This is a genomic window from Variovorax sp. ISS6 (genome assembly GCF_056523145.1).
Genome location: NZ_JAWRZC010000001.1, coordinates 1,596,713 through 1,618,248 on the forward strand (window position 1 = coordinate 1,596,713; position 21,536 = coordinate 1,618,248).

Below are 21,536 nucleotides of genomic sequence, written 5' to 3' on the forward strand. Positions count from 1 at the left end.
CGGCATGGACGAGCGAAGAAACTTTGTCCGGCTGCTGGGAGGCGGTGTGGTGCTGGCCGCGGGCGCCGCGGCACTGGCCACCTGGTGGCTGCACGACGACATGCCGGCCGCGGCCCTCGAGATCTGGAACGGTCCGGGCGACGAGCCCGACGTGCGCCGGCGCGCGCTCGCCTATGCGGTGACCGCCCCCTCGGCCTACAACCGGCAGCCCTGGCGCGTGGACCTGCGCGAGCCCGATGCGATCGTCCTGTACTGCGACCGCGAGCGCCTGCTGCCCGAGACCGACCCCTTCGGGCGCCAGGCGGTGATCGGCCAGGGCGCTTTCCTCGAGCTGCTGGTGATGGCGCTGGCCCAGCAGGGCGTGGCGGCCAGCGTGCAGCTGTGGCCCCAGGGAGAGCTGCCTGCCGACCCGCGGCAGTGGGGCCACCTGCCGGTGGCGCGGCTGCGGCTGTCGAGCGGCGGCACGCCCGATCCGCTGTTTTCCCAGGTGCTGCGCCGGCGCACGCCGAAGCAGCGCTTCGACACCGCGCGGCCGGTCTCGGCCGAGCTGCTGCAGGGCGTGCTCGCGGCGGTGCCCAACGGCAGCGCGCTGCGCGCCGACGGCACGGTCGAGATGGGCCGCGTGCTGCCGCTGCGCCGGCTCTGCCTGGCCGCGGCGCGGGTGGAGATCGCCACGCCGAACACAGCGCGCGAGAACCTGCGGCTGCTGCGCGTGGGCCCCGAGGAGATCCTCGCGCACCGCGACGGCTTCTCGCTCAACGATCCCGCGCTGCGGCTGGCCGTGGCGCTGGGCCGCTTCGACCGCGAGGTGCCCGCGCGCGAGGGCAGCCGTGCCTTCGAGCGCACGCTGGCGCTCTACGCCGACCAGGCCGGCACGGCCATGGGCTTCGCCTGGATCAGCAGCGCGGGCAACAGCCGCACCGACCAGCTCAACGCCGGCCGCGCCTACCTGCGCCAGCAGCTGCGCGCCACCGACCTCGGGCTGGGCATGCACCCGATGAGCCAGCCGCTCGAGGAGTTCGCGGAAATGGCGGCGCACCACGCGGCGGCGCACGAGATGCTGCTGGGCCTGCCGCCGCCGCGCGACGCGCGCGGCCGCACGCTGCAGCTGCTGTGCCGGATCGGCTATCCGATGGCGCTGGTGCCGCCTGCGCCGCGCCGGCCGCTGGGCGAGTTCGCGCTGGCCTGATCAGGCCGCGCTCGGGGCTTCGAGCAGTTGCACCAGCGTGTGCAGCGCATGCCGCACCGTGGCCGCGCGCACCGTGGCGCGGTCGCCGTCGAAGCGGCGCCGCTCGGTGCGCACCTGGCCGTCGACCGACCAGCCGAACCACACGGTGCCGACCGGCTTGTCGGGCGTGCCGCCGGTGGGGCCCGCGATGCCGGTGACCGCCACCGCGACGCGCGCCGGCGCCGAATGCGCGATCGCGCCCAGCGCCATCGCGCGCGCCACCGGCTCGCTGACCGCGCCGTGCGCCTCGACCAGCGCGGCGTCCACGCCCAGCAGCTCGGTCTTGGCCGCGTTGGAGTAGGTCACGAAGCCGCGCTCGAACCAGGCGCTGGAGCCCGCGAGCTCGGTGCAGGCGGCGCCGATCAGGCCGCCGGTGCAGCTCTCGGCGGTGGCCAGCAGCCAGCCCTTCTTCAGCAGCAGGCCGGCCAGGGCCTCAACCAGCTCGGGCGTGTCGAGGTCCTGCGACGAAGGGGGCGGGAAGGAGGATTCCATGGGTCGGGGTCTCACCAGGCGCGCCAGAGCGCGATCACCAGCAGCGCGCAGAAGGCCGCCACCAGGTCGTCGAGCATGATGCCGAAGCCGGCGTGCCACCAGCGCACCGGCGCGGCATCGCGCGGCTTGAACAGGCCGTCGGCCCAGGCCACGGGGCCCGGCTTGGCGGCATCGAAGAAGCGGAACAGGGCGAAGGCGACGGTCTGCGCCCACAGGCCGGCCGGCGTCACCAGCCAGAGCACGATCCAGAACGCGACCACCTCGTCCCACACCACCGCGCCGGGGTCGGCCAGGTTCATGTCGCGCGCCGTCAGCGTGCAGGCCCACCAGCCCAGCGGCAGCGAGACCCCGATGATCCAGCCGATGGCGGCCGGCGACAGCCAGTGCTGCATCACCGAGAACGCGGCCCAGGCCCACAGCGTGCCGACGGTGCCGGGCGCGAAGCGCGACAGGCCGGAGCCCAGGCCCAGCCCGATGAAGTGCGCGGGATGCGAGAACAGGAAGCGCGCGCTCGGGCGGCGGATGGAGGGCGGGGGCATGGCGCCGGAAGTGGGCATCGGACGGGCGGGATCGGAGACGGGAACGGCGGCGTGCATCAGCCGGGAGTGTCGCGCATCTTGCCGCGGCGGGCGCCGCCTTCGTTTTTATTTATCAAAGCAATTGCTTGTTTAATTCAAGGCACGGGCCTAGTATCCGGGCACCTTCCAGATCCGGGCCCGGGCGCTGCGCCATCGGGCCGCCGCTTCCATCATGGCCTCTTCCTCCTCTCCCGCCCTCGACCGATCCCGCGCCGACCCTCCGGCCACCGCCGGATGGGGCGAACTCTTCAGCGGCCGCAACGGCTGGCGCGCGCTCGCGCTGACCGGCGGCGTCGCGCTGCATGCGGTCAACGTCCACATCGTGACCACCGTGCTGCCCTCGGTGGTGCGCGAGATCGGCGGGCTGGACTGGTACGCCTGGAGCACCACGCTGTTCGTGCTCGGCTCGATCCTCGGCGCGGCGCTGTCGGTGCGCCTGCTCGCGGTGCTGGGCCCGCGCGGCGCCTGCCTCGCGGCGCTGGCGGTGTTCAGCGCCGGCTCCATCGGCTGTGCGCTCGCGCCGGCCATGCCGTGGATGCTGGCCGGCCGCACGGTGCAGGGCCTGGGCGGCGGGCTGCTGGCGGCGCTGAGCTACGGCCTGATCCAGCTGGTGTTCGCGCCGCGGCTGTGGCCGCGCGCGGTGGCGCTGGTGTCGGGCATGTGGGGCGTGGCCACGCTGTGCGGGCCGGCGGTGGGCGGGCTGTTCGCGCAGGGCGGCCACTGGCGCTGGGCCTTCTGGACCCTGCTGCCGGTGGCGGCCGCGCAGGCGCTGCTGGTGACGCTGCAGCTGCGCCCCGCGGCCGGCGTGCGCCACGAGCGCCCCGCCAGCGCGCCGCGCATCGCGCTGCCGCAGATCGCGCTGCTGCTGGCCTCGGTGTTGGTGATCGCGGCCAGCGAGTTCGGCGCCTCGTTGCCGGCGCAGGCCGTGGGCGTCGCGCTGGGGCTGGCGCTCGGCATCGCCGCCACGCGCGTCGACCGCGCCTCGGCCGTGCGGCTGCTGCCCACGGGCGCCTATTCGATCGCCGCGCCGCTGGGCGCGATCTACGCCAGCGTGGCGCTGCTGCTGATCGGCACCACCACCGAGATCTTCGTGCCCTATTTCCTGCAGCTGCTGCACGGCCACACGCCGCTTGCGGCCGGCTACCTCACGGCCGCGATGGCCGGCGGCTGGAGCGTGGGCTCGCTGCTGTCGTCGGGGCGCAGCGGCGCGGGGGCCGACCGCATGCTGCGCGCCGGCCCGGTGGTCTGCACGCTGGGCCTGGCGACGCTGGCCGTGCTGCTGCCCGCGCCGGGGCATCTGCCGGCCGGGCTCGAGACGCTGGCCGTCGCGCTCGCGCTGGCGGCCGTGGGGCTCGGCGTGGGCATCGGCTGGCCGCACCTGCTGACGCGCGTGATGTCGCGCGCGCCGGCCGGCGAGGAGGGCCTGGCCTCGGCCTCGATCACCACGGTGCAGCTCTACGGCATGGCGGTCGGCGCCGCGGTGGCCGGGCTGGTGGCGAACGCGGCCGGGCTCACGCAGCCGGGCGGCGTCGAGGGCGCGCGCTCGGCGGCCGTGTGGCTGTTCGCGAGCTTCGCGATCGCGCCGGCGCTGGTGGTGCTGCTGGCGCGGCGCGTGGTGTCGGCCACGCGCGCTGATTCCTAGGCCAGCACCCCTTCCCAGGGCAGCGCGCGCTTGGTCGCGCGCTCGCGCTGCGGCTCGCCGCGCAGCCGCGCCACCAGCGCATAGACGTCGGCCGGGATGTAGGCGCCGCGCCAGGCCACGTGCTGGTCGGCGCGGCACAGCACCAGCCGGTGCGCGTAGGCCGGCGGCACCACGGCGGCGTCGATGTCGAGCACCGTGAGCGGCATGCGGTAGGTGTCGGCCGCGCGTTCCAGCGCGCGCACGTCGGCGCTGCGGTCGAAGCGCAGCAGCGTGTAGCCCGGGCCGAAGGCGTCGTACAGCGAGCGGCCGTCGGCCAGCCAGAAGTGCGGCGCGCGGCAGCCCGGCACGGTCGAGGCCGTGAAGGCGCCCATCGAATAGGCCGGCGGCACGTGTTCGCCGTCGGGCACGATGATCGGCGAGCCGGTGTAGAAGTAGCCGAAGTTCAGGCCCGCGCAGCAGAACTGCTGCACGTTGAGCTCGTAGGCCTCCTGCCCGATGTCGGCGCGCAGCGCGTCGCCCTCGGGGCCGGGCGCCTCGATGTTCGGGGGCACCGCGCGGCGCGCGCGGATCATCTTCTGCGCATGGTCCATCGCGAACTGCGAGACCTGCTCGGTGATCGGCAGCCGCTCGGCCTCGTAGGCGTCGAGGATGCCCTCGTCGGCCCAGCCCTGCACGCTGGCCGCGAGCAGCCACGAGAGGTTGAGCGCGTCGGCGATGCCGGCGTTCATGCCGTAGCCCGCGTAGGGCACCCACAGGTGGGCGGCGTCGCCCGCGAGGAACACGCGGCCGTTGCGGAAGCGGTCGGCCACCAGCCGGCGGCCGACCCAGTCCTCCTTGCTGAGGATCTCGTACTCGAAGTCGGGGCCGACGCCGAGGATCTCGCGCAGCGAGCGGTCGCGGTCCACCGAATCGAACTCGGGCTCCTCGGCATTGAGGTGGTTGTGGACCAGCCAGGTCTCGTGGCCGTCGATGGCGAACATGGTGCCGCAACGGCGCGGGTTCATCGCGTAGTAGGACCACGCGGGCTTGCCCGGGATCAGCGCGCGCAGGCCGGGCGCGCGGATGCAGGTCGACTGCACGCGCTGGATCACCGCCGTGCCCTCGAGCTTCGCCCCCATCTGCTTGCGCACCGCCGAGCTGCCGCCGTCGCACCCCACCATGTAGCGCCCGCGCAGGCTGCGCGTCACGCCGCTGTCGAGGTCGGTGGCGATCGCCGTCACGCCCTCGGCGTCCTGCACGAAGCCCGCCACCTGCGTGCGGTTGAGCAGGGTCACGCCCGGCAGCGCGGCCGTGTGGCGCAGCAGGATCGGCTCGAGGTAGATCTGGTTGATGCGGTGCGGCGGCTCGGGCGTGGGCCACCAGGCGTCGGGTCCCTCGGTCTCGGTGTAGCGATCGCGCCGGCAGGGAATGGGGATGCGCGCGAGCTCGGTGCCGGTCACGCTGGTGCGGAACACCACGTCGTTCGGGTGGTCGGCCGGCAGGCCCGCGTCGCGCAGCTTCTGCGCCACGCCCAGGCGGCGGAACTGCTCCATGGTGCGCGACGCCACATGGTTGCATTTCACGTTCGGCGGCTCGGCGAAGGCGCGCGTCTCGCACACGATCGTGCTGACGCCGCGCGAGGCCAGGTCCATCGCGAGCGAGAGGCCCACCGGGCCGGCGCCGACGATCAGCACGTCGGCCTGGAGATCGAGGTCGTTCTTCATGCGCACGGGGTCTATTCGAGCTTGATGTTGGCGGTGCGGATCACCTGCGCCCACTTGCGGGTCTCCGCGCGGATGTAGGCATCGAAGGCCTCGCTCGACCCCGGCGCGGGTTCCACGCCGAGGTTACGCATCGCGGCCTTGATCTGTTCGTCGCCGAGCGCCGCGTTGATCTCGGCGTTGAGCCGCGCGACCACCGGCGCCGGCGTGGCCGCCGGCGCCACCACGCCGAACCAGCCGGTCGAGTCGTAGCCGGGCAGGCCGGCCTCGGCCACCGTCGGCACCTCGGGCAGCATCGGCAGCCGCGCGGGACTGGTGACCGCGAAGGCGACCAGCTTGCCGGCCTTGATCTGCTGCAGCGCCGAGGGCAGGTCGACCACCGCGAGCGGGACCTGTCCCGCGAGCGCGTCGAGCGCGGCCGGGCCCGAGCCGCGGTAGGGCACCTCGACCAGCCTGACCTCGGCCATCTGCGCGAACAGCGCGGCCGACAGGTGCATCGCCGTGCCGTTGCCGCCATGGCCGATCGACAGCCCGCCGGGCTGCGACTTCGCGAGCGCGATCAGCTCGCGCTGGGTGCGCGCCGCGACCGAGGGATGGCCCACGATCACGAACGGGATCGCGGCCAGCATGCCCACGGGCTTGAAGTCCTTCAGCGGATCGAAGGGCATCTGCGCATAGAGGCTCGCGTTGGCCGCGAGCGCGCCCGCCGCGCCCACGCCCAGCGTGTAGCCGTCGCCCGGTGCCTTGGCCACCAGCGTGAGCCCGACGTTGCCGCCCGCGCCGGGCCGGTTGTCGACCACCACCGGCTGGCCCAGCTTCTCGTTGAGCCGCGGCACCAGCATGCGCACCACCGCGTCGGCGCTGCCGCCGGGCGGGAAGGTCACGACCACGCGGATCGGCTTGTCGGGAAAGGCGCCCGTCGCGGGCGCCTGCGCGAAAGCGGGTCCGCCGCACAGCGCGGCGGCCGCGGCCAGCAGCAATTGCCTGCGCGGCGGTTGCATCGCGCCGCGGGCGATCGTTGCGGTCATCGGTACTCCTTGAATGTGCATCCGTGTTCTGGCGCCCGATTGAACGATGGGCGCATTCATTCGTAAATCAAGAAATTCAGAACCAAATATCATGTTTCCTGATGAAAGCGAACTTCAGTCCTACGATCCGCCAGCTGCGCGCCTTCCTCGCCGTCTACCAGCTGCGGCAGCTCAGCGCCGCGGCGCAGCGGCTGTTCGTCACGCAGTCGGCCGTGAGCATGCTGCTGCGCCAGCTCGAGGACGGATTGGGCACGCGGCTGTTCGACCGCACCACGCGCTCGCTCAAGCCCACGGCCGCCGCGCAGGAGATGCTGCCGGCGGCCGAACGCATCCTGCGCGACGTCGATGCGCTCGCTTCCGGCTTTCGCGACCTCGCCACGCTCGAGCGCGGCCGCGTCTCGATCGCGATCACGCCGACCCTGGCCTCCTTCCTGCTGCCCGAGGCGATCGGAGAGTTCCAGCGGCAGCATCCCAAGGTGCGCGTGGTGGTCAGCGACTGCGCGCCCGACCAGTTCATCGCGCGCATCCTCGGCGAGCACGTGGACTTCGGCATCGGCACGCCCGAGCGGCCCGGCGCCGAGGTCGAGACGCAGCGCCTGCTGCGCGACCATCTCGCGCTGGTCTGCCGCGACGACCATCCGCTGGCGCAGGCGCGCGTGGTGCGCTGGACCGACCTCGGCCGCCATCCGGTGATCACGGTGCGGCCCGGCTATGGCGTGCGGCCGCTGATCGACGGCACCGCCAGCGATGCGGGCGTGGCGCTCGAGGTCGCGCACGAGGTGTCCTTTCTCTCGACCGCGCTGTGGATGACCGCCTGCGGCATGGGGCCGTCGATCATGCCCTCGGCCTTCGCGCGCGCGGCGGGCGATCCCTCGCTGGTCATCAAGCTGCTGAGCGCGCCGCGCGTCTCGCGCGACATCTCGGTGGTCACCAAGCGCGGCCACACGCTGTCGGAGGCGGCGCGCCAGTTCCTCGACGTGCTCAAGCGCACGCTGTGAGGAGGACTGGCGTTCAGGCGAAGTGATCGAAGGAGCCGAAGCGCTGCGCCACCGGCGTGCCCGCGGCATCGACGAAGCGCAGCCCGCTCTCGGCATCGATGCGCCCGATGCGCGTGACCGGCGTCGCGCTGTCGCGGCCGGCCTGTTCCACCGCCGCGCGCGCCGAGGCCGGCGCGGTGAACACCAGCTCGTAGTCGTCGCCGCCCGAGATCGCCATCGCGCGCAGCGTGTCGCGTTCCAGCCCCGCGGCGGCGGCCGAACCGTCGGCCACGGCCGCGATGCAGTGCATCGCGGCGTCCACGTCGAGCGTCGCGCCCACGCGGCTCGCGCGCAGGATGTGGCCGAGGTCGCCCGCGAGGCCGTCGCTCACGTCGGCCGCCGCGCTCGCGATGCCGCGCAGCGCCTGGCCCAGCGCCACGCGCGGCGCGGGCTGCTCCATGCGTGCGCGCGTGCGCTCGAACAGCGGGCCCGGCAGCGACAGCGTGCCGCGGAAGTTCTCGAGCGCCAGCCGCGCATCGCCGAGCGTGCCGCTGATCCACAGCTCGTCGCCCGCGCGCGCGCCCGAGCGCAGCAGCGCCGCGCCGGCCGGCACCTCGCCGAATACGGTGATGCAGAGGTTGAGCGGGCCGCGCGTGGTGTCGCCGCCCACCAGCTCGCAGCCGTGCTCGTCGGCCAGCGCGAACAGGCCGCGCGAGAAGCCCTCGAGCCAGCCTTCGTCCACGCCCGGCAGCGCCAGCGCGAGCGTGAAGGCCAGCGGCTTCGCGCCGCAGGCCGCCAGATCGCTGAGGTTGACCGCCAGCGCCTTGTGGCCGAGCCGCGCCGGATCGACGGTCGAGAGGAAGTGCCGGCCCTCGACCAGCATGTCCGAGGAGACCGCGAGCTGCATGCCCGGCGCGGGCGCGAGCAGCGCGCAGTCGTCGCCCACGCCCAGCGGGGAACGGAGGGCGGGGCGTTGGAAATAGCGTTGGATCAGGTCGAATTCACCCATGCGCCGAGCATAAATGCATGCGTTCGGCTGTCCGCCTCTTACGCCGCCCCGCGAAAGCGCAGCGACGCCTGCCGCACCACCTCCGCCAGCAGCCGCTCGCGCCCCTGCCGCTCGCGCAGCCAGCGCGCGTCGTTGCGGTTGGTCTCGACGCTGGTGCGCAGCTCGCCCAGCGCCTGGGTGGCGTTGAGCGCCTCGCTGTGCCATTCGAGCTGGGTCATGGTCATCAGGATGTGGTCGCGCAGCGGCATGTGCTGGCCGCTGGCGGGGTCGACGTAGACCGCGTCGAGGCCGAAGCGGCAGGCCTGGAAGCGGTTGTAGGTGTAGACCAGGTAGTCGTCCTCGCTGGGCTCGAAGGGCTGCTCCTGCAGGAACCAGGCGGCCAGCGACTGCACGTAGCCCGCGAGCGCGGCGGCGCGCGCCACGGTCAGCGGGGTGTCGAAGACGCGGATCTCGATGGTGCCGAACTCGGGCTTGGGCCGGATGTCCCAGTAGAAGTCCTTCATGCTGCGCACGACGCCGGTGCGTGTCATGCGCTCGAAGTAGGCCTCGAATTCCTTCCAGCTCGTGGTGAAGGGCGCGCGGCCCGACAGCGGGAAGGCGAACACCGAGTTCAGCCGCGCCGAGTCGAACTGCGTGTCCTGCCCCTGCACGAAGGGCGAGGAGGCCGACAGCGCGATGAAGTGCGGGATGTAGCGCGACATGCGGTGCAGCATCAGGAGCGCCGAGTCGGCATCGGGGCAGCCGATGTGCACGTGCTGGCCGAAGATGGTGAACTGCTTGCTCAGGTAGCCGTAGAGCTCCGACAGCTCGCGAAAGCGCGGCTTGTCGTAGATGCGCCGCTCGTGCCACTGCTGGAACGCATGCGTGCCGCCGCCCACCACCGCGATGTTGAGCTTGTCGGCGTTCTTGATCAGCGCATCGCGGATCGGCGTGAGCTGCGCGATCACGTCCTGCGCCGAATGGCAGATGCCGGTCGAGATCTCGATCATGCTCGAGGTCATCTCGGGCACCACGCTGCCGGGCAGCGGCGTCTGCGCCATGAGGCGCAGCATGTCTTCCGCATACGGCGCGAGGTCGTAGTCGTGCGTGTTCACGAGCTGCAGCTCGAGCTCGACGCCGAGCGACAGCGCCTCCGACTTGTTGAAGGGCTCGAGCTTGACGGCGCGGCTCGCGGGATCGGCCGGCAGCGGCGCCGAGCGCACGTCGTCGCTGTCGGGGTCGATCGCGGCGGTCGGGGTGGGGGTCGTGTTGCTGCTCATCGCTGCGTGTCCTCGGCGGTGCTGCTGAAGGCCTCGGGCGCCCAGGGCACCGAGCTCTCACCCACCGCGTGGATCGCGACGGTGGCAAGCACGGCGCCCAGCAGCTCCATCAGCAGGATCGAGGGCAGCGCGACCTGGGTGATCATGGTGCCGAGCAAGGGCGAGGCGGTGGCGAAATTGGAGGCGATCAGGAGCGCGATCGAGGACAGCGGCGACATCGCGCAGCCGACCCAGAAGGCCTGCTTCCAGCTCGCGCCGCTGCCGGGATTGGCGATCGCCACGCCGGCGATCTTGGCGACCATGCGCACGGCGATCAGCGCCAGCACCACGCTGGCCACGGGCAGCGTCCAGTCGGCCTGCGCCGCGACGATCGACACCAGCACGAACATCAGCATGGTGAGCAGCGAGGCCGCGGTGCCGAGCTGGCGCTGCCAGGCCCAGGGCTTGGGGTTCAGGGTCTTGAGCAGCACGCCGCCGATCAGCGCGGCCAGCGGCGCGGAGCCGCCGATGTGCGCGGTGACGGCGGCGCCGGCGGCGATCAGCGCGAGCAGCAGCAGCGAGGTGTTCTCGCTGGTCGGGCTCATCACGCGCAGCGCGGTGCGCAGCGCCAGCGCCATCAGCGCGCCGACCACGAAGGACAGGCCCAGCACCACCGCGATCGGGTAGAGCTTCTGCAGCACGGTCTGCGGCGCGCGCTCGATCAGCCCGGCCTGCGCATAACCGAGCGCGAGCGCGTAGAAGGTGTTGAGCGTGGCCAGCGTCATCGCGCGCTCGGTCACCGGGCCGGCGGCGCGGGTGTCCATGATCACGCGGCTGAGCACCGCCGGCGAGGCGACGATCGCCATCAGCGCGAGCGGGTTGGCCACCGGGTCGGGCAGGCCCAGCAGGCGCAGCACCCAGAACACGCCGAAGTAGGTCAGCGTGGCCTCGAGCAGGCTCTGCACCAGCACCATCGGGTTGTGGCGGAACCAGCGCAGCGGCAAGCGGCCGCCGGCCTCGAACAGCACCACGGCCACGCCGAGCTCGAGCAGGAACAGGCTGATGCCGCGCAGCGGCCAGATCGCGCCCTCGAAGCCGGCGAAGCCGACGATGGTGCCCACGATCGAATAGCCGACCACCTTGGGCATGCCCATGTAGCGGCGCACCAGGTGGCCGGAGGCGGCGGCCGCTGCCAGCAGCAGCGACCACAGCACGGTGGGAAGGCCGGCCGAGGGGCGGGCCCATTCGGACCAGAAGCCCATCAGGTCGGCGGTGAGACTCGTCAGGTTCATGCGGGTAGGAAAAAGCTCGTGGGCCGGCTGCGCCAGCGCTCGCGCAGCGCGCCGCGGATGCGGGCGCGGTCGGCGAGGCTCACGCTGTGCGCGCGCAGCGCCAGCCGGAAGGCGAAATAGAAACTCACGCTCACGTTGAGCGCACCGATCACCGGGATCGCCGCCACCGCCCACCACAGCAGCGGCTGCTGCAGTGCCGGCAGGCCGAGCGACACCGCGGCCGCGCCGATCTGGCCGGCCGACAGCGTCACGTGGCGCACGTCGAGGCCGAGCCCGAAGAAGCCCGCGACCGCGGGCAGCAGTCCGAGCATCAGGCCCAGCGAAATGTTGGCGGCGAAGCCGGAGATATGGGTGCGCATGAAGTCGGCCCATCGGCGGGCCCGGGCGGCACCCAGGACGGCGCCGATGCGGGGGTTGTACCGCATGGCGGAGTCCAGCCTGTGCAGGACAAAGGCGTTTTCTGCCCAGCCCGCGATAAGGCTGGAGGCGAACAGCAGCACCCCCGTGAAGGCCGCGAACAGCACCGTGGGGCCCGCGATCGACAGCGAGCGCAGCACCGCGCCCGCGTGCGCGGCATCGAGCAGCGGCCGCTGCAGCGCCAGCTGCCAGGCGATGGCGAGCGCGGCCACCGCCGGCACCACCACCAGCACGTTGCCCAGCACCGCCGCCACCTGCGAGCGCACCAGGTTGGCGACCTCGTCGACGAATTCGTCGAGGCCGCTGTCGGCGCGGATCCCGCGCAGCCGCGCGGCCAGCGCCGGCGCCGTCATGGCCGGCTGCTTGGTGGCGAGCGTGAGGTGCAGCAGCTGGATCGCGACGAAGCTGGCGGCGTACATCACGCCCGAGCCCAGGCCGCTCCAGAAGGCCGACAGGCCCAACGCGTAGATGCCGAACTTCGCGAGCACCGTGAGCGAGGTCAGCGCGCCGCCGCCCGCGGCCTTGCGCACCATCTGCCGGTAGCTCGCGCGGTCGCGCGTGATGTAGTGCTCGCCGGTCTCGGCGCTGCGCTCCGTGACCTTGGCCGCGAGCATCGAGGAGTTCGAGGCGATCAGCGCGCGGATGCTGTTGCGCTCGCTGCCGGCCTGCACCAGCCGGGCCACCAGCCGCGCGATGCTGACCGCGGGCGTGGGCGACATCAGGCCGTCGAGCAGCTCGCGGATGCGCAGCACCCGCTCGCGCATCTGGCGCACGCGGAACACCAGGCCGACCGAGATGCCGTTGTCCTCGAGGTGCTCGTAGACCGAGGCGGCGCTCGCGCGGCAGGCATCGAGCCGGTCGCGGAACGCGACGAAGGCCGCCTGCACCGCGGCCTCGTCGCGCGGACGGTCGTCGAACAGCCGCTCGCGCAGCTCGTCGAGCTCGGCCATCAGCGCATGGAAGGGGCGGCTCTCCTCGGTGCTGCGCATGCGCAGCCGCAGCTCGGACGAGAAGCCCGCGGCCACCAGCTGGCTCGCGCAGTAGGTGATCGCGTCCATCAGCGTGGCGCGCCAGCGCGGCACGGTGGCGCCGTCGTCGCTCGTTTCATCGGCCAGCAGCGCGCCGATGCGCACCAGCTGCGAGGCTTCGAGCAGCGCGATCCAGCGCGCGTCGAAGACGCCCGGCAGCACCATGCGGAACAGCTCCGAGGCATCGGTGGTCTCGGGCGTGCCCGGCAGGATCTTGCGGCGCAGCCGCTCGTTGAATTCGCTGAGGAAGGCGGTGCGCGGCGCGAAGCCGTAGTCGGCCAGGAGCGTCGACAGGTCGACGTCGCGCGTGAAGGCGCGCCACCAGGCGCGCACGCGCTCGCGCAGCTCGGGCCGCGCCTCGATGGCGTCGAGCAGCAGCAGCACGCGGCCCATGGCCGCCTGCGGCGAGGCACGGTCGCCGCGCAGCCAGTCGAACAGGTCGATGAGCCAGATGTGGCGCCGAGCCACGTCGGCGGAAGGATCGAGGCCGGCGAGCAGCCCCTGCAGGTCGCGCGAAGCGGCAGCCATGGGAAGAGGGATCGAAAAGGGAGAAGAGGAGGGCGATGCCGCAGCGGGAAGGTGTCCGTGCGGGTGCCCGGGCGGGGGCTAGTGCAGCACGCGCGAGACCGGCGCGCCGCCGACGTCGGCCTCGAGCACGAACATCGGGATCGGCACGTCGAAGCGCTCGCCGTCCTCGGTCACCACGAGGTAGCTGCCATGCATGGTGCCGCTCGCGGCCTGCAGCCGGCAGCCGCTGGTGTAGCGGAAGCTCTCGCCCGGCGCCAGCAGCGGCTGCTGGCCGATCACGCCCAGGCCCTTGACCTCCTGCGCATGCCCCGAGGCGTCGTTGATCAGCCAGTGCCGCGCGATCACCTGGGCACCGGTGGAGCCGGTGTTGGTGATCGTGATGGTGTAGGCGAAGGTGTAGATGCCTTCCTTCGGCGAGGACTGGTCGGCGAGGTAGCGCGGCTCGACCTCGATGGAAAGGGGGCTGTGTGACATGCGCGCGATGGTAACTGCTGGTTTTTGGCGCGGGGGGAGCTTCCCGGTGCCGGGCCGGCTTTCTTGCGGAAATGGCGAAGAAGGGATAATCTGGTCGGTATGACCAGAATTTCTCTTCCAGGCCATTGGCCGCTGCAGGACGCCAAGGCGCGCTTCAGCGAACTGGTGCGCCGCGTCCACAGCGAGGGGCCGCAGCACGTCACGGTCCACGGGCGCGACGAGGTCGTGGTGATCGCGGCCGAGGAGTTCCAGCGCCTGCAGGGCGCGCGCACGGGCCAGGCCCTGGTCGACATGCTGCAGGCGTCGCCCCATCGGGACATCGAGCTGTCGGTCGGCGCCTCCGAAGCCTCGCCGGTGCGCAGCGTCGAGCTGTGATGCCGTGAGCGGCTTCCTGCTCGACACCAACGTGCTGTCCGAGCTGCGGCGCCCGCGCCCCGAGCCCCGGGTGGTCGCCTTCGTCGCGGCACAGCCGCTGGAAAGCCTGTTCGTCAGCACCGTCACCTTCGCCGAAATCCGCTTCGGCATCGAACTGGTGGCCGACATCCACAAGCGCGCCCAGCTCAGCGACTGGCTGCAACTGCAGCTGCGGCCGATGTTCGGCTACCGCGTGCTGCCGGTCAGCGAGGACGTGATGTTCAAGTGGCGGCTGATGGTCGAGCAGGGCCGCAAGGCCGGGCGCACCTTCTCGCAGCCCGACCTGATCATCGCCGCCACCGCCGCGCAGCACGGCCTCGCGGTGGTCTCGCGCGACGCGGCTGGTTATGTCGGCACCGGCGTGGCGCTCGTCGATCCCTGGCAGGCGTAGAAGTCCGGGAGCTCCGCTGCGCCTTTGGCCGGCTGCGACAATCGCCGCCCATGACCTTCCGCATCGCCCCCTCCATCCTTTCCGCCGACTTCGCCCAGCTCGGCCAAGAACTCTCGGACGTGATCGCCGCGGGCGCGGACTGGATCCATTTCGACGTGATGGACAACCACTACGTGCCGAACCTGACCTTCGGTCCGATGATCTGCCAGGCGCTCAAGCCGCATGCCAAGACGGCCGACGGCACGCCGGTGCCGATCGACGTGCACCTGATGGTGCAGCCGGTCGATGCGCTCGCGGCCTCGTTCGCGCAGGCCGGGGCCGACTACATCAGCTTTCATCCCGACGCCACGCCGCACGTGCACCGCAGCATCCAGGCGATCCGCGCGGCCGGCTGCAAGCCGGGGGTGGTGTTCAACCCGGCGCGCGGGCTCGAGGTGCTCGACTGGGTCATCGACGACATCGACCTGATCCTGATCATGAGCGTCAACCCGGGCTTCGGCGGCCAGAGCTTCATCGACTCGGCGCTGCGCAAGATCGAACAGGCGCGCAAGCGCATCGAGCAGAGCGGGCGCGACATCCGCCTCGAGGTCGACGGCGGCATCAAGGCCGACAACATCGCGCGCGTGGCCTCGGCTGGCGCCGACACCTTCGTGGCCGGCAGCGCGATCTTCAACGCCAAGGACTACGGCGCCGTGATCTCGCAGATGCGCACGCAGCTCGCGGGCGTGGCCGCCGCCTGAGCGGCCGCGGGCATTTCAATCAGCGCCTGGACTGCTCGCCGACCTTGTCGGCGCGCAGCCCCTGGTCGGTGTCGACCAGGCCGCGTTCCACGTCGTCATGCGCGCGGCGGCCACGTTCGGTCGGCTTGCCGTCGCGGGTCTGCTGGCTGTCCGAGGACTGGTCGTGCTCGTGCGGCAGCCGCGGCGACGACTCGCCGCCCTGTTCGACCTTGGTCTTGCCACCGCCCGCATCCTGCTGCGGATCGGCGGGCTGCTTGCGGGGCGCGGTGTTGTCCTTGGCCATGGAGAAGGTCCCTTCGGTCGTTGATCGACATCCAGCTTGCGCGGCCACCCGCGGGCACCTGGTAGGACAGTCCAGGGGGCCGCTGTAGGCTTCTGCTTTCCACGTTGCCGCGAGGATCGGCGCTATGAAAAGAGGAGCGTCTTTGCGCCCGTCATGGCGCCTCCCCATAATCCCCGCATGGCTTCCTCTCCCTTCGACGCCGTCGCGCACGACAGCATCCGTCTCCACGCCTTCGCCTCCCTGAACCCCGGTCCCCGGCTGCTCGTGATGGGCGGCGTGCATGGCGACGAGACCAGCGGCACCGCCGGCATCGAGCGGGTGCTGGCCGAATTCGCGGCGGGCGAGCTCGCGCTCTTGCGCGGCGAGCTCACGCTGGTGCCGGTGGCCAATCCGCTGGCGCGCCGGCGGTTGCAGCGCGAGGGCGAGCGCAACCTCAACCGGCTGTTCAAGCCCGCGGCCGAGCCGGCCGACTACGAGGCCCGCGTGACCAACGTGCTGGCGCCCGTGATCGCGCGCCACGAGGTGCTGCTCGACCTGCATTCGTTCCAGAGCGCGGGCGAGGCCTTCGCGATGATCGGCCCGCGCGACAACACCGGCACCCTCGAGCCCTTCGCGCGCGCCGCCGAGGAAGGCCGGCTGGCGCTGCACCTGGGCACGCCGATCGTGGTCGAGGGCTGGCTCGACATCTATGCCGCGGGCCTGGCGCAGCGCGGCGCCGCGGTCGACGAGGCCGCCATCGACTTCGGCCGCGGCACCAACGAATACATCCGCGGCTGCGGCGGCTACGGCGTCACGCTCGAATGCGGCCAGCACCAGGATCCGCAGGCGCCCGAGGTGGCCTGGCGCGCGATCCGCCGCACCTTGGCGCTGCTGGGCATGGCGGCGCTGCCGCCGGGCCTGTCGGCCGGGCCCGACGTGCCGCCGCGCCTGCTGCGCCTGGCCAGCGTGACCGACCGGCTGCACGCCGACGACCGCTTCGCGCGCGACTGGGCCACCTTCGATCCGGTGCGGCGCGGCGAGCTCATCGGCACGCGACACGACGGCACGCCCGTGACCGCGCCCGACGACGGCTGCATCGTGTTCCCCAACGCGCTCGCGCTGCCGGACACCGAGTGGTTCTACTTCGCGCGGCCCAGCGAACGGCGGCTCGACGGCACGGCCTGAGCGCGAGGAATACACGGCGCGCCGTCGCGTTCCTACATCCGCGGCCCCGGGCGAGCACGAACATGGCGGACCAAGGAAACGAACCATGGCCGCCGACCGCCAGCCATCCACGCCGCGCATCACCCATGCCGACCGCCTCGTCGACGCGAAGAGCGGCATCGTCAAGGGCGAGCTCGCCGCCTACTACGCGCGCGTCGCGCCGCTGATGCTGCCCCACCTGCGCGGCCGGCCGGTGGCGCTGGTGCGCGCGCCCGACGGCATCGCGGGCGAGCTGTTCTTCCAGAAGCATGCGCAGCACGGCGAGATGGCCGGCGTGGGCCTGCTCGACCCGGCGCTCGATCCCGGCCACGCGCCGCTGCTGCAGATCGACACGGCCGAGGGACTGCTCGGCGCGGCGCAGTTCAACGTGGTGGAGTTCCACACCTGGAACGCGCTCTCGCGCGCCTTCGCCCAGCCCGATCGCATGACCTTCGACCTCGACCCCGGCGAGGGCGTCGAATGGCCGCGCATGCAGGAGGCCGCGCTGCTGGTGCGCACCCTGCTCGACGAGCTCGGGCTGCCGTCCTTCCTCAAGACCAGCGGCGGCAAGGGCCTGCACGTGGTGGTGCCGATCCGGCGCGCGCACGGCTGGGACGAGGTCAAGGGCTTCTCGCAGGCCATCGTGCAGCAGCTCGCGCGCAGCGTGCCCGAGCGCATCGTCGCCAAGAGCGGGCCGCGCAACCGCGTCGGAAAAATCTTCGCCGACTACCTGCGCAACGGCTTCGGCGCCACCACCATCAGCGCCTGGTCGGCGCGCGCGCGGCCGGGCCTGGGCGTGTCGGTGCCGCTGGACTGGGACGAGCTGTTCGAGGTCGACAGCGCCGATCACTGGACCGTGGCGACCATCGCCGAGCGGCTCGACATCGGCAACGCGCCCTGGGCCGCGATGGAGCGCAGCCGCAAGGGGCTCGGCGACGCGATGCGCAGGCTCGGTCACCTGGTGAACTGAACGCTCTCGTCCCGCGCGGACGGCTGGCCGCGATCGAGCGACATCACATCGAATTCATCGATGTGTAACTCCCACTCCATCGATTGGGCAAATAAGCAGGTACTCCTAAAGTCCCCGTCCACGAGCCACCCACGATGAAATGCGGCGCTTCCCGCGGCGCCGGCCGGAGACAAAGAACACCATGGAGCGATCCTTCGCCGAAGAAGTCAAGCGCCTCTCGCTGGGCGCGAACGAGGAATTCCACGGCGAGGGCATCCTGGCCGTCACCAAGGCCCTGCTGCAATCGGGCGTGAGCTACATCGGCGGCTACCAGGGCGCGCCGGTCTCGCACCTGATCGACGTGCTCGGCGATGCGCGCGAGCTGCTCGACGAGCTCGGCATCTACTTCGAGAACAGCGCCTCCGAGGCCGGCGCGGCCGCGATGCTCGGCGCCTCCATCAACTACCCGGTGCGCGGCGCCGTCACGTGGAAGTCCACGGTCGGCACCAACGTCGCGTCCGATGCGCTGTCCAACCTGGCCTCGGCCGGCGTGCAGGGCGGCGCGCTGGTGATCCTCGGCGAGGACTACGGCGAGGGCTCGAGCATCATCCAGGAGCGCACCCATGCCTTCGCGATGAAGTCGCAGATGTGGCTGCTCGATCCGCGGCCCAACCTGGGCTCGATCGTCGACGCGGTGGAGCAGGGCTTCGAGCTCTCCGAGGCGAGCCAGACGCCCGTCATGCTGCAGCTGCGCATCCGCGCCTGCCACGTGCACGGCAGCTTCGTCTGCAAGGACAACCGCGCGCCGGCCATCTCCACGCGCGAGGCCATCGCGCAGCCGCGCTTCGACTTCGCCAACATCAACCTGCCGCCCTCGATCTACGCGCAGGAGCGCATGAAGATCGAGTCGCGCTGGCCGGCCGCGCTGGCCTACATCCGCGACGCGCGGCTCAACGAGCGCTTCGACGGCGACTGCGCCGACGTCGGCCTGGTGCTGCCGGGCGGCCTCTACAACGGCACCCTGCGCGCGCTGCAGCAGCTGGGCCTGGCCGATGCCTTCGGCAACAGCCGCATTCCGCTGCAGGTGCTCAACGTGGTCTACCCGATGGTGCCCGACGAGCTCGTCGATTTCTGCCGCGGCAAGCGCGCGGTGCTGATGGTGGAAGAGGGCCAGCCCAACTACATGGAGGACGCGCTGCACGCGATGCTGCGCAAGGCCGGCTGCGACACGCGGCTGCACGGCAAGGACATCTTCCCGATGGCCGGCGAGTACACCGGCGAGGTGCTGGTGCGCGGCCTGGCCGAGTTCATCCGCCAGGCGCGGCCCGAAGCGCTCGGCGACCAGGGCGCCATGCGGGTGGCCGACAGCGCCGCGCCGCTGGCCGCGCTCAAGCCGCGCGCGGTCGAGGCGCTGGGCGTGCCCGTGCCGAGCCGGCCGCCGGGCTTCTGCATCGGCTGTCCCGAGCGCCCGGTGTTCGCCGCCATCAAGCTGATGCAGAAGGAACTCGGCAGCGTGCACGTCAGCGCCGACATCGGCTGCCACACCTTCGGCACCCTGCCGCCGTTCAACACCGGCAGCACGGTGCTCGGCTACGGCCTGGGCCTCGCGAGCTCCTCGGGCATCGCACCGCTGATGGGCAACCGGGTCGTCAGCATCATGGGCGACGGCGGCTTCTGGCACAACGGCTTCACCAGCGGCGTGGTCAACGCGGTCTATAACGGCCAGGACTCGGTGCTCGTGATCCTGAAGAACGGCTACACCTCGGCCACCGGCACGCAGGCCATTCCCTCCTCGCCCACGCAGCCCGCGGCCAAGCCGCTGACCTTGGACATCGAGGCCGCGCTCAAGGGCGTGGGCGTGGGCTGGGTGCGCAAGGTGCGCAGCTACAGCGTGGCCGAGATGCGCGACACGCTGCAGGAGGCGATGACCACCGAGGAGGGCGGCCTCAAGGTCATCATCGCCGACGGCGAATGCCAGCTCGAGCGCCAGCGCCGCATCAAGCCCGTCACGGCCGCGAAGCTCAAGCGCGGCGAGCGCGTGGTGCGCACGCGCTTCGGCATCGACGACGACGTCTGCACCGGCGACCACTCGTGCATCCGGCTGTCGGGCTGCCCCTCGCTCACCATCAAGCCCAACCCGAGCGCGCTGCGCACCGATCCCGTGGCCACCGTCAACCAGGGCTGCGTGGGCTGCGGCCTGTGCGGCGAGAACGCGCACGCCGCCATCCTCTGCCCCTCGTTCTACAAGGCCGAGATCGTGCAGAACGCCGGCACCTGGGAGCGCCTGCTGCACCGGCTGCGCAGCGGCGTCATCGGCCTCATGGCCGGCAAGGCGCGCGACCGCGCGGAGGCACTGGCGGCATGAACGACACCCCCTTCGAAGACGCACCGCGCATCGTGACCGTGCTGGTCGCCGCCATGGGCGGCGAGGGCGGCGGCGTGCTGGCCGACTGGCTGATCGCCGCGGCCACGGCCCAGGGCTTCCCGGTGCAGAGCACCTCGGTGCCCGGCGTGGCGCAGCGCACCGGCGCCACCAACTACTACATCGAGATCTACCCGGTCGAGGCCGCGCGGCTCGGCGGCGCGCGCCCGGTGTTCTCGCTCACGCCGAGCCCGGGCGACGTCGACATCGTCGCCGCCTCCGAGCTGATGGAGGCGGGGCGCGTGCTGCAGGGCGGCTTCGTGCATCCGCGGCGCACCACGCTCGTGGCCTCGACGCACCGCGAGTTCGCGGTGGCCGAGAAGTCCGCCATGGGCGACGGCCGCTACGACGGCCGGCGCGTGAGCGAGGCCGCGCGCGAGCTCGCGCGGCACAGCCACCTGTTCGACATGCGCGCGCTGGCCTGGCGCCACGGCACGGTGATCAACACCGTGATGTTCGGCGCCATGGCCGGCAGCGGCGCGCTGCCGTTCTCGCGCGAGGCCTGCGAGCAGGCGATCCGCGCCTCGGGCAAGGCGGTGGAGGCCAGCCTCAAGGGTTTCGCGGCGGGCTTCGAGCAGGTGATTCGTCCTGCGCCGGAAGCCGCCGCCAGGGCCGCCGCGGCAACGCCGCGCGCGCCCGTCGACCCGCGCATCGCCGCCATGCCCGAGCCGCTGCACGAACTGCTGGGCCACGGCCTGCAGCAGGTGCTCGACTACCAGGACGCGCGCTACGGCGCGCTCTACCTGCAGCGCGTCGACGCGGTGCTCGCGCTCGAGCGGAACTTCGGCGGCGAGCTGCCCGTGACGCGCGAGACCGCGCGCTATCTCGCGCTGTGGATGAGCTACGAGGACGTGATCCGCGTGGCCGACCTCAAGACGCGCGGCGAGCGGCTGCAACGCGTGCGCGAGGAAGTGGGCGCACGCCAGGGCGAGCCGCTGCGGCTGACCGAATACCTGAAGCCGGGCCTCGACGAGGTCTGTTCGCTGCTGCCGCCGCGCGCCTCGGCCTGGCTGCGCCGGCGCCTGGCCCACAAGGCGCACCGGCTCAACGTGGGCCTGCACATGCGCACCGACACCGTGCTGGGCTTCGCCATGCTGTGCGGCCTGCGCTCGCTGCGCGTGCTGCGCCGCGCCGGCGCGCGCTACGCGATCGAGCAGGCCATGATCGCGCGCTGGCTCGACACCGTGCGCGCCGCGCTCGCGCTGAGTCCGCGGCTGGCCTACGAGATCGCGCTGTGCGGCAACCTGGTCAAGGGCTACGGCGAGACCAGCGAGCGCGGCCACCGCAACCTCGGCGCGGTGCTCGACGACATGCAGGCGCAGTTCGCCGCGCCCCCCGGCGATGCCGCCGCGCTCGCGCAGTCGGCCGAGCGCGTGCGAGCCGCGCGCGAAGCGGCGCTGGCCGACCCCGAGGGCCGCACCCTGGCGCGCGCGCTGGGCCTGCCGCCGCCCGCGCCGCGCGTCCACCCCATCCACATCGTGCGGCGAAAGCCGGCGCGCTGAGGGCCCGCATCCTTTCCCCCCA

Annotated in this window: 20 protein-coding genes; 10 read left to right on the forward strand and 10 right to left on the reverse strand. The window is 72.2% G+C overall.

Annotation, left to right across the window (positions count from 1 at the left end; all coding sequences use genetic code 11):
- Positions 1-4 precede the first annotated feature (4 nt).
- A complete protein-coding gene (locus AC1HIL_RS07435; protein ID WP_057595777.1) occupies positions 5-1,189 on the forward strand; it encodes an Acg family FMN-binding oxidoreductase in 1,185 nt (394 codons plus the stop codon).
- On the opposite strand, the gene AC1HIL_RS07440 is transcribed toward AC1HIL_RS07435, so the two are convergent.
- Positions 1,190-1,720: a CinA family protein gene (locus tag AC1HIL_RS07440; RefSeq protein ID WP_479671491.1), complete on the reverse strand. Its 531-nt coding sequence runs from the start codon at positions 1,718-1,720 to the stop codon at positions 1,190-1,192. It abuts the gene before it with no gap.
- An 11-nt stretch (positions 1,721-1,731) separates the two neighbouring features.
- Entirely contained in the window at positions 1,732-2,259 is a 528-nt protein-coding gene (locus tag AC1HIL_RS07445; RefSeq protein WP_057595781.1) for a phosphatidylglycerophosphatase A family protein, read from the reverse strand.
- A gap of 211 nt (positions 2,260-2,470) precedes the next feature.
- On the opposite strand from AC1HIL_RS07445, the gene AC1HIL_RS07450 reads away from it, so the two are divergent.
- Positions 2,471-3,940, forward strand: coding sequence for an MFS transporter (locus tag AC1HIL_RS07450; RefSeq protein WP_479671492.1), 1,470 nt, complete (start codon positions 2,471-2,473; stop codon positions 3,938-3,940).
- Here the strand turns inward: AC1HIL_RS07450 and AC1HIL_RS07455 are convergent.
- Together AC1HIL_RS07455 and AC1HIL_RS07460 are read right to left on the reverse strand one after the other, a co-directional pair.
- On the reverse strand, positions 3,937-5,643 hold the full coding sequence (locus AC1HIL_RS07455) for an FAD-dependent oxidoreductase (RefSeq protein WP_057593329.1): 1,707 nt from the start codon (positions 5,641-5,643) through the stop codon (positions 3,937-3,939). The genes AC1HIL_RS07450 and AC1HIL_RS07455 overlap by 4 nt on opposite strands.
- A gap of 11 nt (positions 5,644-5,654) precedes the next feature.
- On the reverse strand, positions 5,655-6,668 hold the full coding sequence (locus AC1HIL_RS07460) for a Bug family tripartite tricarboxylate transporter substrate binding protein (protein ID WP_479671493.1): 1,014 nt from the start codon (positions 6,666-6,668) through the stop codon (positions 5,655-5,657).
- Positions 6,669-6,769: 101 nt separating this feature from the next.
- Between AC1HIL_RS07460 and AC1HIL_RS07465 the strand changes: the two genes are divergently transcribed.
- On the forward strand, positions 6,770-7,666 hold the full coding sequence (locus AC1HIL_RS07465) for a LysR family transcriptional regulator (protein WP_057593327.1): 897 nt from the start codon (positions 6,770-6,772) through the stop codon (positions 7,664-7,666).
- A 13-nt stretch (positions 7,667-7,679) separates the two neighbouring features.
- On the opposite strand, the gene thiL is transcribed toward AC1HIL_RS07465, so the two are convergent.
- From thiL to apaG, 5 genes are all read right to left on the reverse strand, one after another.
- Complete coding sequence (gene thiL / locus AC1HIL_RS07470) at positions 7,680-8,654, reverse strand: thiamine-phosphate kinase (RefSeq protein ID WP_479671494.1); 975 nt, start codon at positions 8,652-8,654, stop codon at positions 7,680-7,682.
- Positions 8,655-8,692: 38 nt separating this feature from the next.
- The gene (locus AC1HIL_RS07475) at positions 8,693-9,913 is read right to left on the reverse strand and encodes a YbdK family carboxylate-amine ligase (RefSeq protein ID WP_261209187.1); all 1,221 of its coding nucleotides are present in this window, start codon (positions 9,911-9,913) and stop codon (positions 8,693-8,695) included.
- Entirely contained in the window at positions 9,910-11,184 is a 1,275-nt protein-coding gene (locus AC1HIL_RS07480) for a cation:proton antiporter (protein ID WP_057593323.1), read from the reverse strand. Before AC1HIL_RS07480 ends, AC1HIL_RS07475 begins: the two co-directional genes overlap by 4 nt.
- Positions 11,181-13,157 (reverse strand): site-specific recombinase, encoded by a 1,977-nt coding sequence (locus tag AC1HIL_RS07485; protein ID WP_479671495.1) that lies wholly within the window; start codon positions 13,155-13,157, stop codon positions 11,181-11,183. Before AC1HIL_RS07485 ends, AC1HIL_RS07480 begins: the two co-directional genes overlap by 4 nt.
- Before the next feature lie 78 nt (positions 13,158-13,235).
- Positions 13,236-13,631 carry a Co2+/Mg2+ efflux protein ApaG gene (gene apaG, locus AC1HIL_RS07490; RefSeq protein ID WP_261209182.1) on the reverse strand — a complete coding sequence of 132 codons (396 nt, stop codon included), beginning with the start codon at positions 13,629-13,631 and terminating at the stop codon, positions 13,236-13,238.
- A gap of 99 nt (positions 13,632-13,730) precedes the next feature.
- On the opposite strand from apaG, the gene AC1HIL_RS07495 reads away from it, so the two are divergent.
- Genes AC1HIL_RS07495 through rpe form a run of 3 tightly spaced genes read left to right on the forward strand, consistent with a single transcriptional unit; the run spans position 13,731 to position 15,176 of the window.
- The gene (locus AC1HIL_RS07495; RefSeq protein WP_057593318.1) at positions 13,731-14,006 is read left to right on the forward strand and encodes a type II toxin-antitoxin system Phd/YefM family antitoxin; all 276 of its coding nucleotides are present in this window, start codon (positions 13,731-13,733) and stop codon (positions 14,004-14,006) included.
- Between the two features lie 4 nt (positions 14,007-14,010).
- Positions 14,011-14,436, forward strand: coding sequence for a PIN domain-containing protein (locus AC1HIL_RS07500; RefSeq protein WP_479671496.1), 426 nt, complete (start codon positions 14,011-14,013; stop codon positions 14,434-14,436).
- A gap of 50 nt (positions 14,437-14,486) precedes the next feature.
- Complete coding sequence (rpe, locus tag AC1HIL_RS07505; protein WP_057593315.1) at positions 14,487-15,176, forward strand: ribulose-phosphate 3-epimerase; 690 nt, start codon at positions 14,487-14,489, stop codon at positions 15,174-15,176.
- Positions 15,177-15,195: 19 nt separating this feature from the next.
- On the opposite strand, the gene AC1HIL_RS07510 is transcribed toward rpe, so the two are convergent.
- A complete protein-coding gene (locus tag AC1HIL_RS07510; protein WP_261209155.1) occupies positions 15,196-15,459 on the reverse strand; it encodes a hypothetical protein in 264 nt (87 codons plus the stop codon).
- A 177-nt stretch (positions 15,460-15,636) separates the two neighbouring features.
- Here AC1HIL_RS07510 and AC1HIL_RS07515 point away from each other — a divergent pair, with 177 nt between their 5' ends.
- The 4 genes from AC1HIL_RS07515 to AC1HIL_RS07530 all read left to right on the forward strand — a co-directional run bounded on the left by AC1HIL_RS07515 (position 15,637) and on the right by AC1HIL_RS07530 (position 21,514).
- Positions 15,637-16,623, forward strand: coding sequence for a succinylglutamate desuccinylase/aspartoacylase family protein (locus AC1HIL_RS07515; protein ID WP_057593313.1), 987 nt, complete (start codon positions 15,637-15,639; stop codon positions 16,621-16,623).
- Between the two features lie 85 nt (positions 16,624-16,708).
- Complete coding sequence (gene ligD, locus AC1HIL_RS07520; protein WP_409976499.1) at positions 16,709-17,611, forward strand: non-homologous end-joining DNA ligase; 903 nt, start codon at positions 16,709-16,711, stop codon at positions 17,609-17,611.
- Between the two features lie 181 nt (positions 17,612-17,792).
- Positions 17,793-19,955, forward strand: a complete 2,163-nt coding sequence (locus AC1HIL_RS07525) for a thiamine pyrophosphate-dependent enzyme (RefSeq protein WP_479671497.1) — start codon at positions 17,793-17,795, stop codon at positions 19,953-19,955.
- Positions 19,952-21,514, forward strand: a complete 1,563-nt coding sequence (locus AC1HIL_RS07530) for an indolepyruvate oxidoreductase subunit beta family protein (protein WP_479671498.1) — start codon at positions 19,952-19,954, stop codon at positions 21,512-21,514. The genes AC1HIL_RS07525 and AC1HIL_RS07530 overlap by 4 nt, the downstream gene beginning before the upstream one ends.
- Positions 21,515-21,536: the final 22 nt, after the last annotated feature.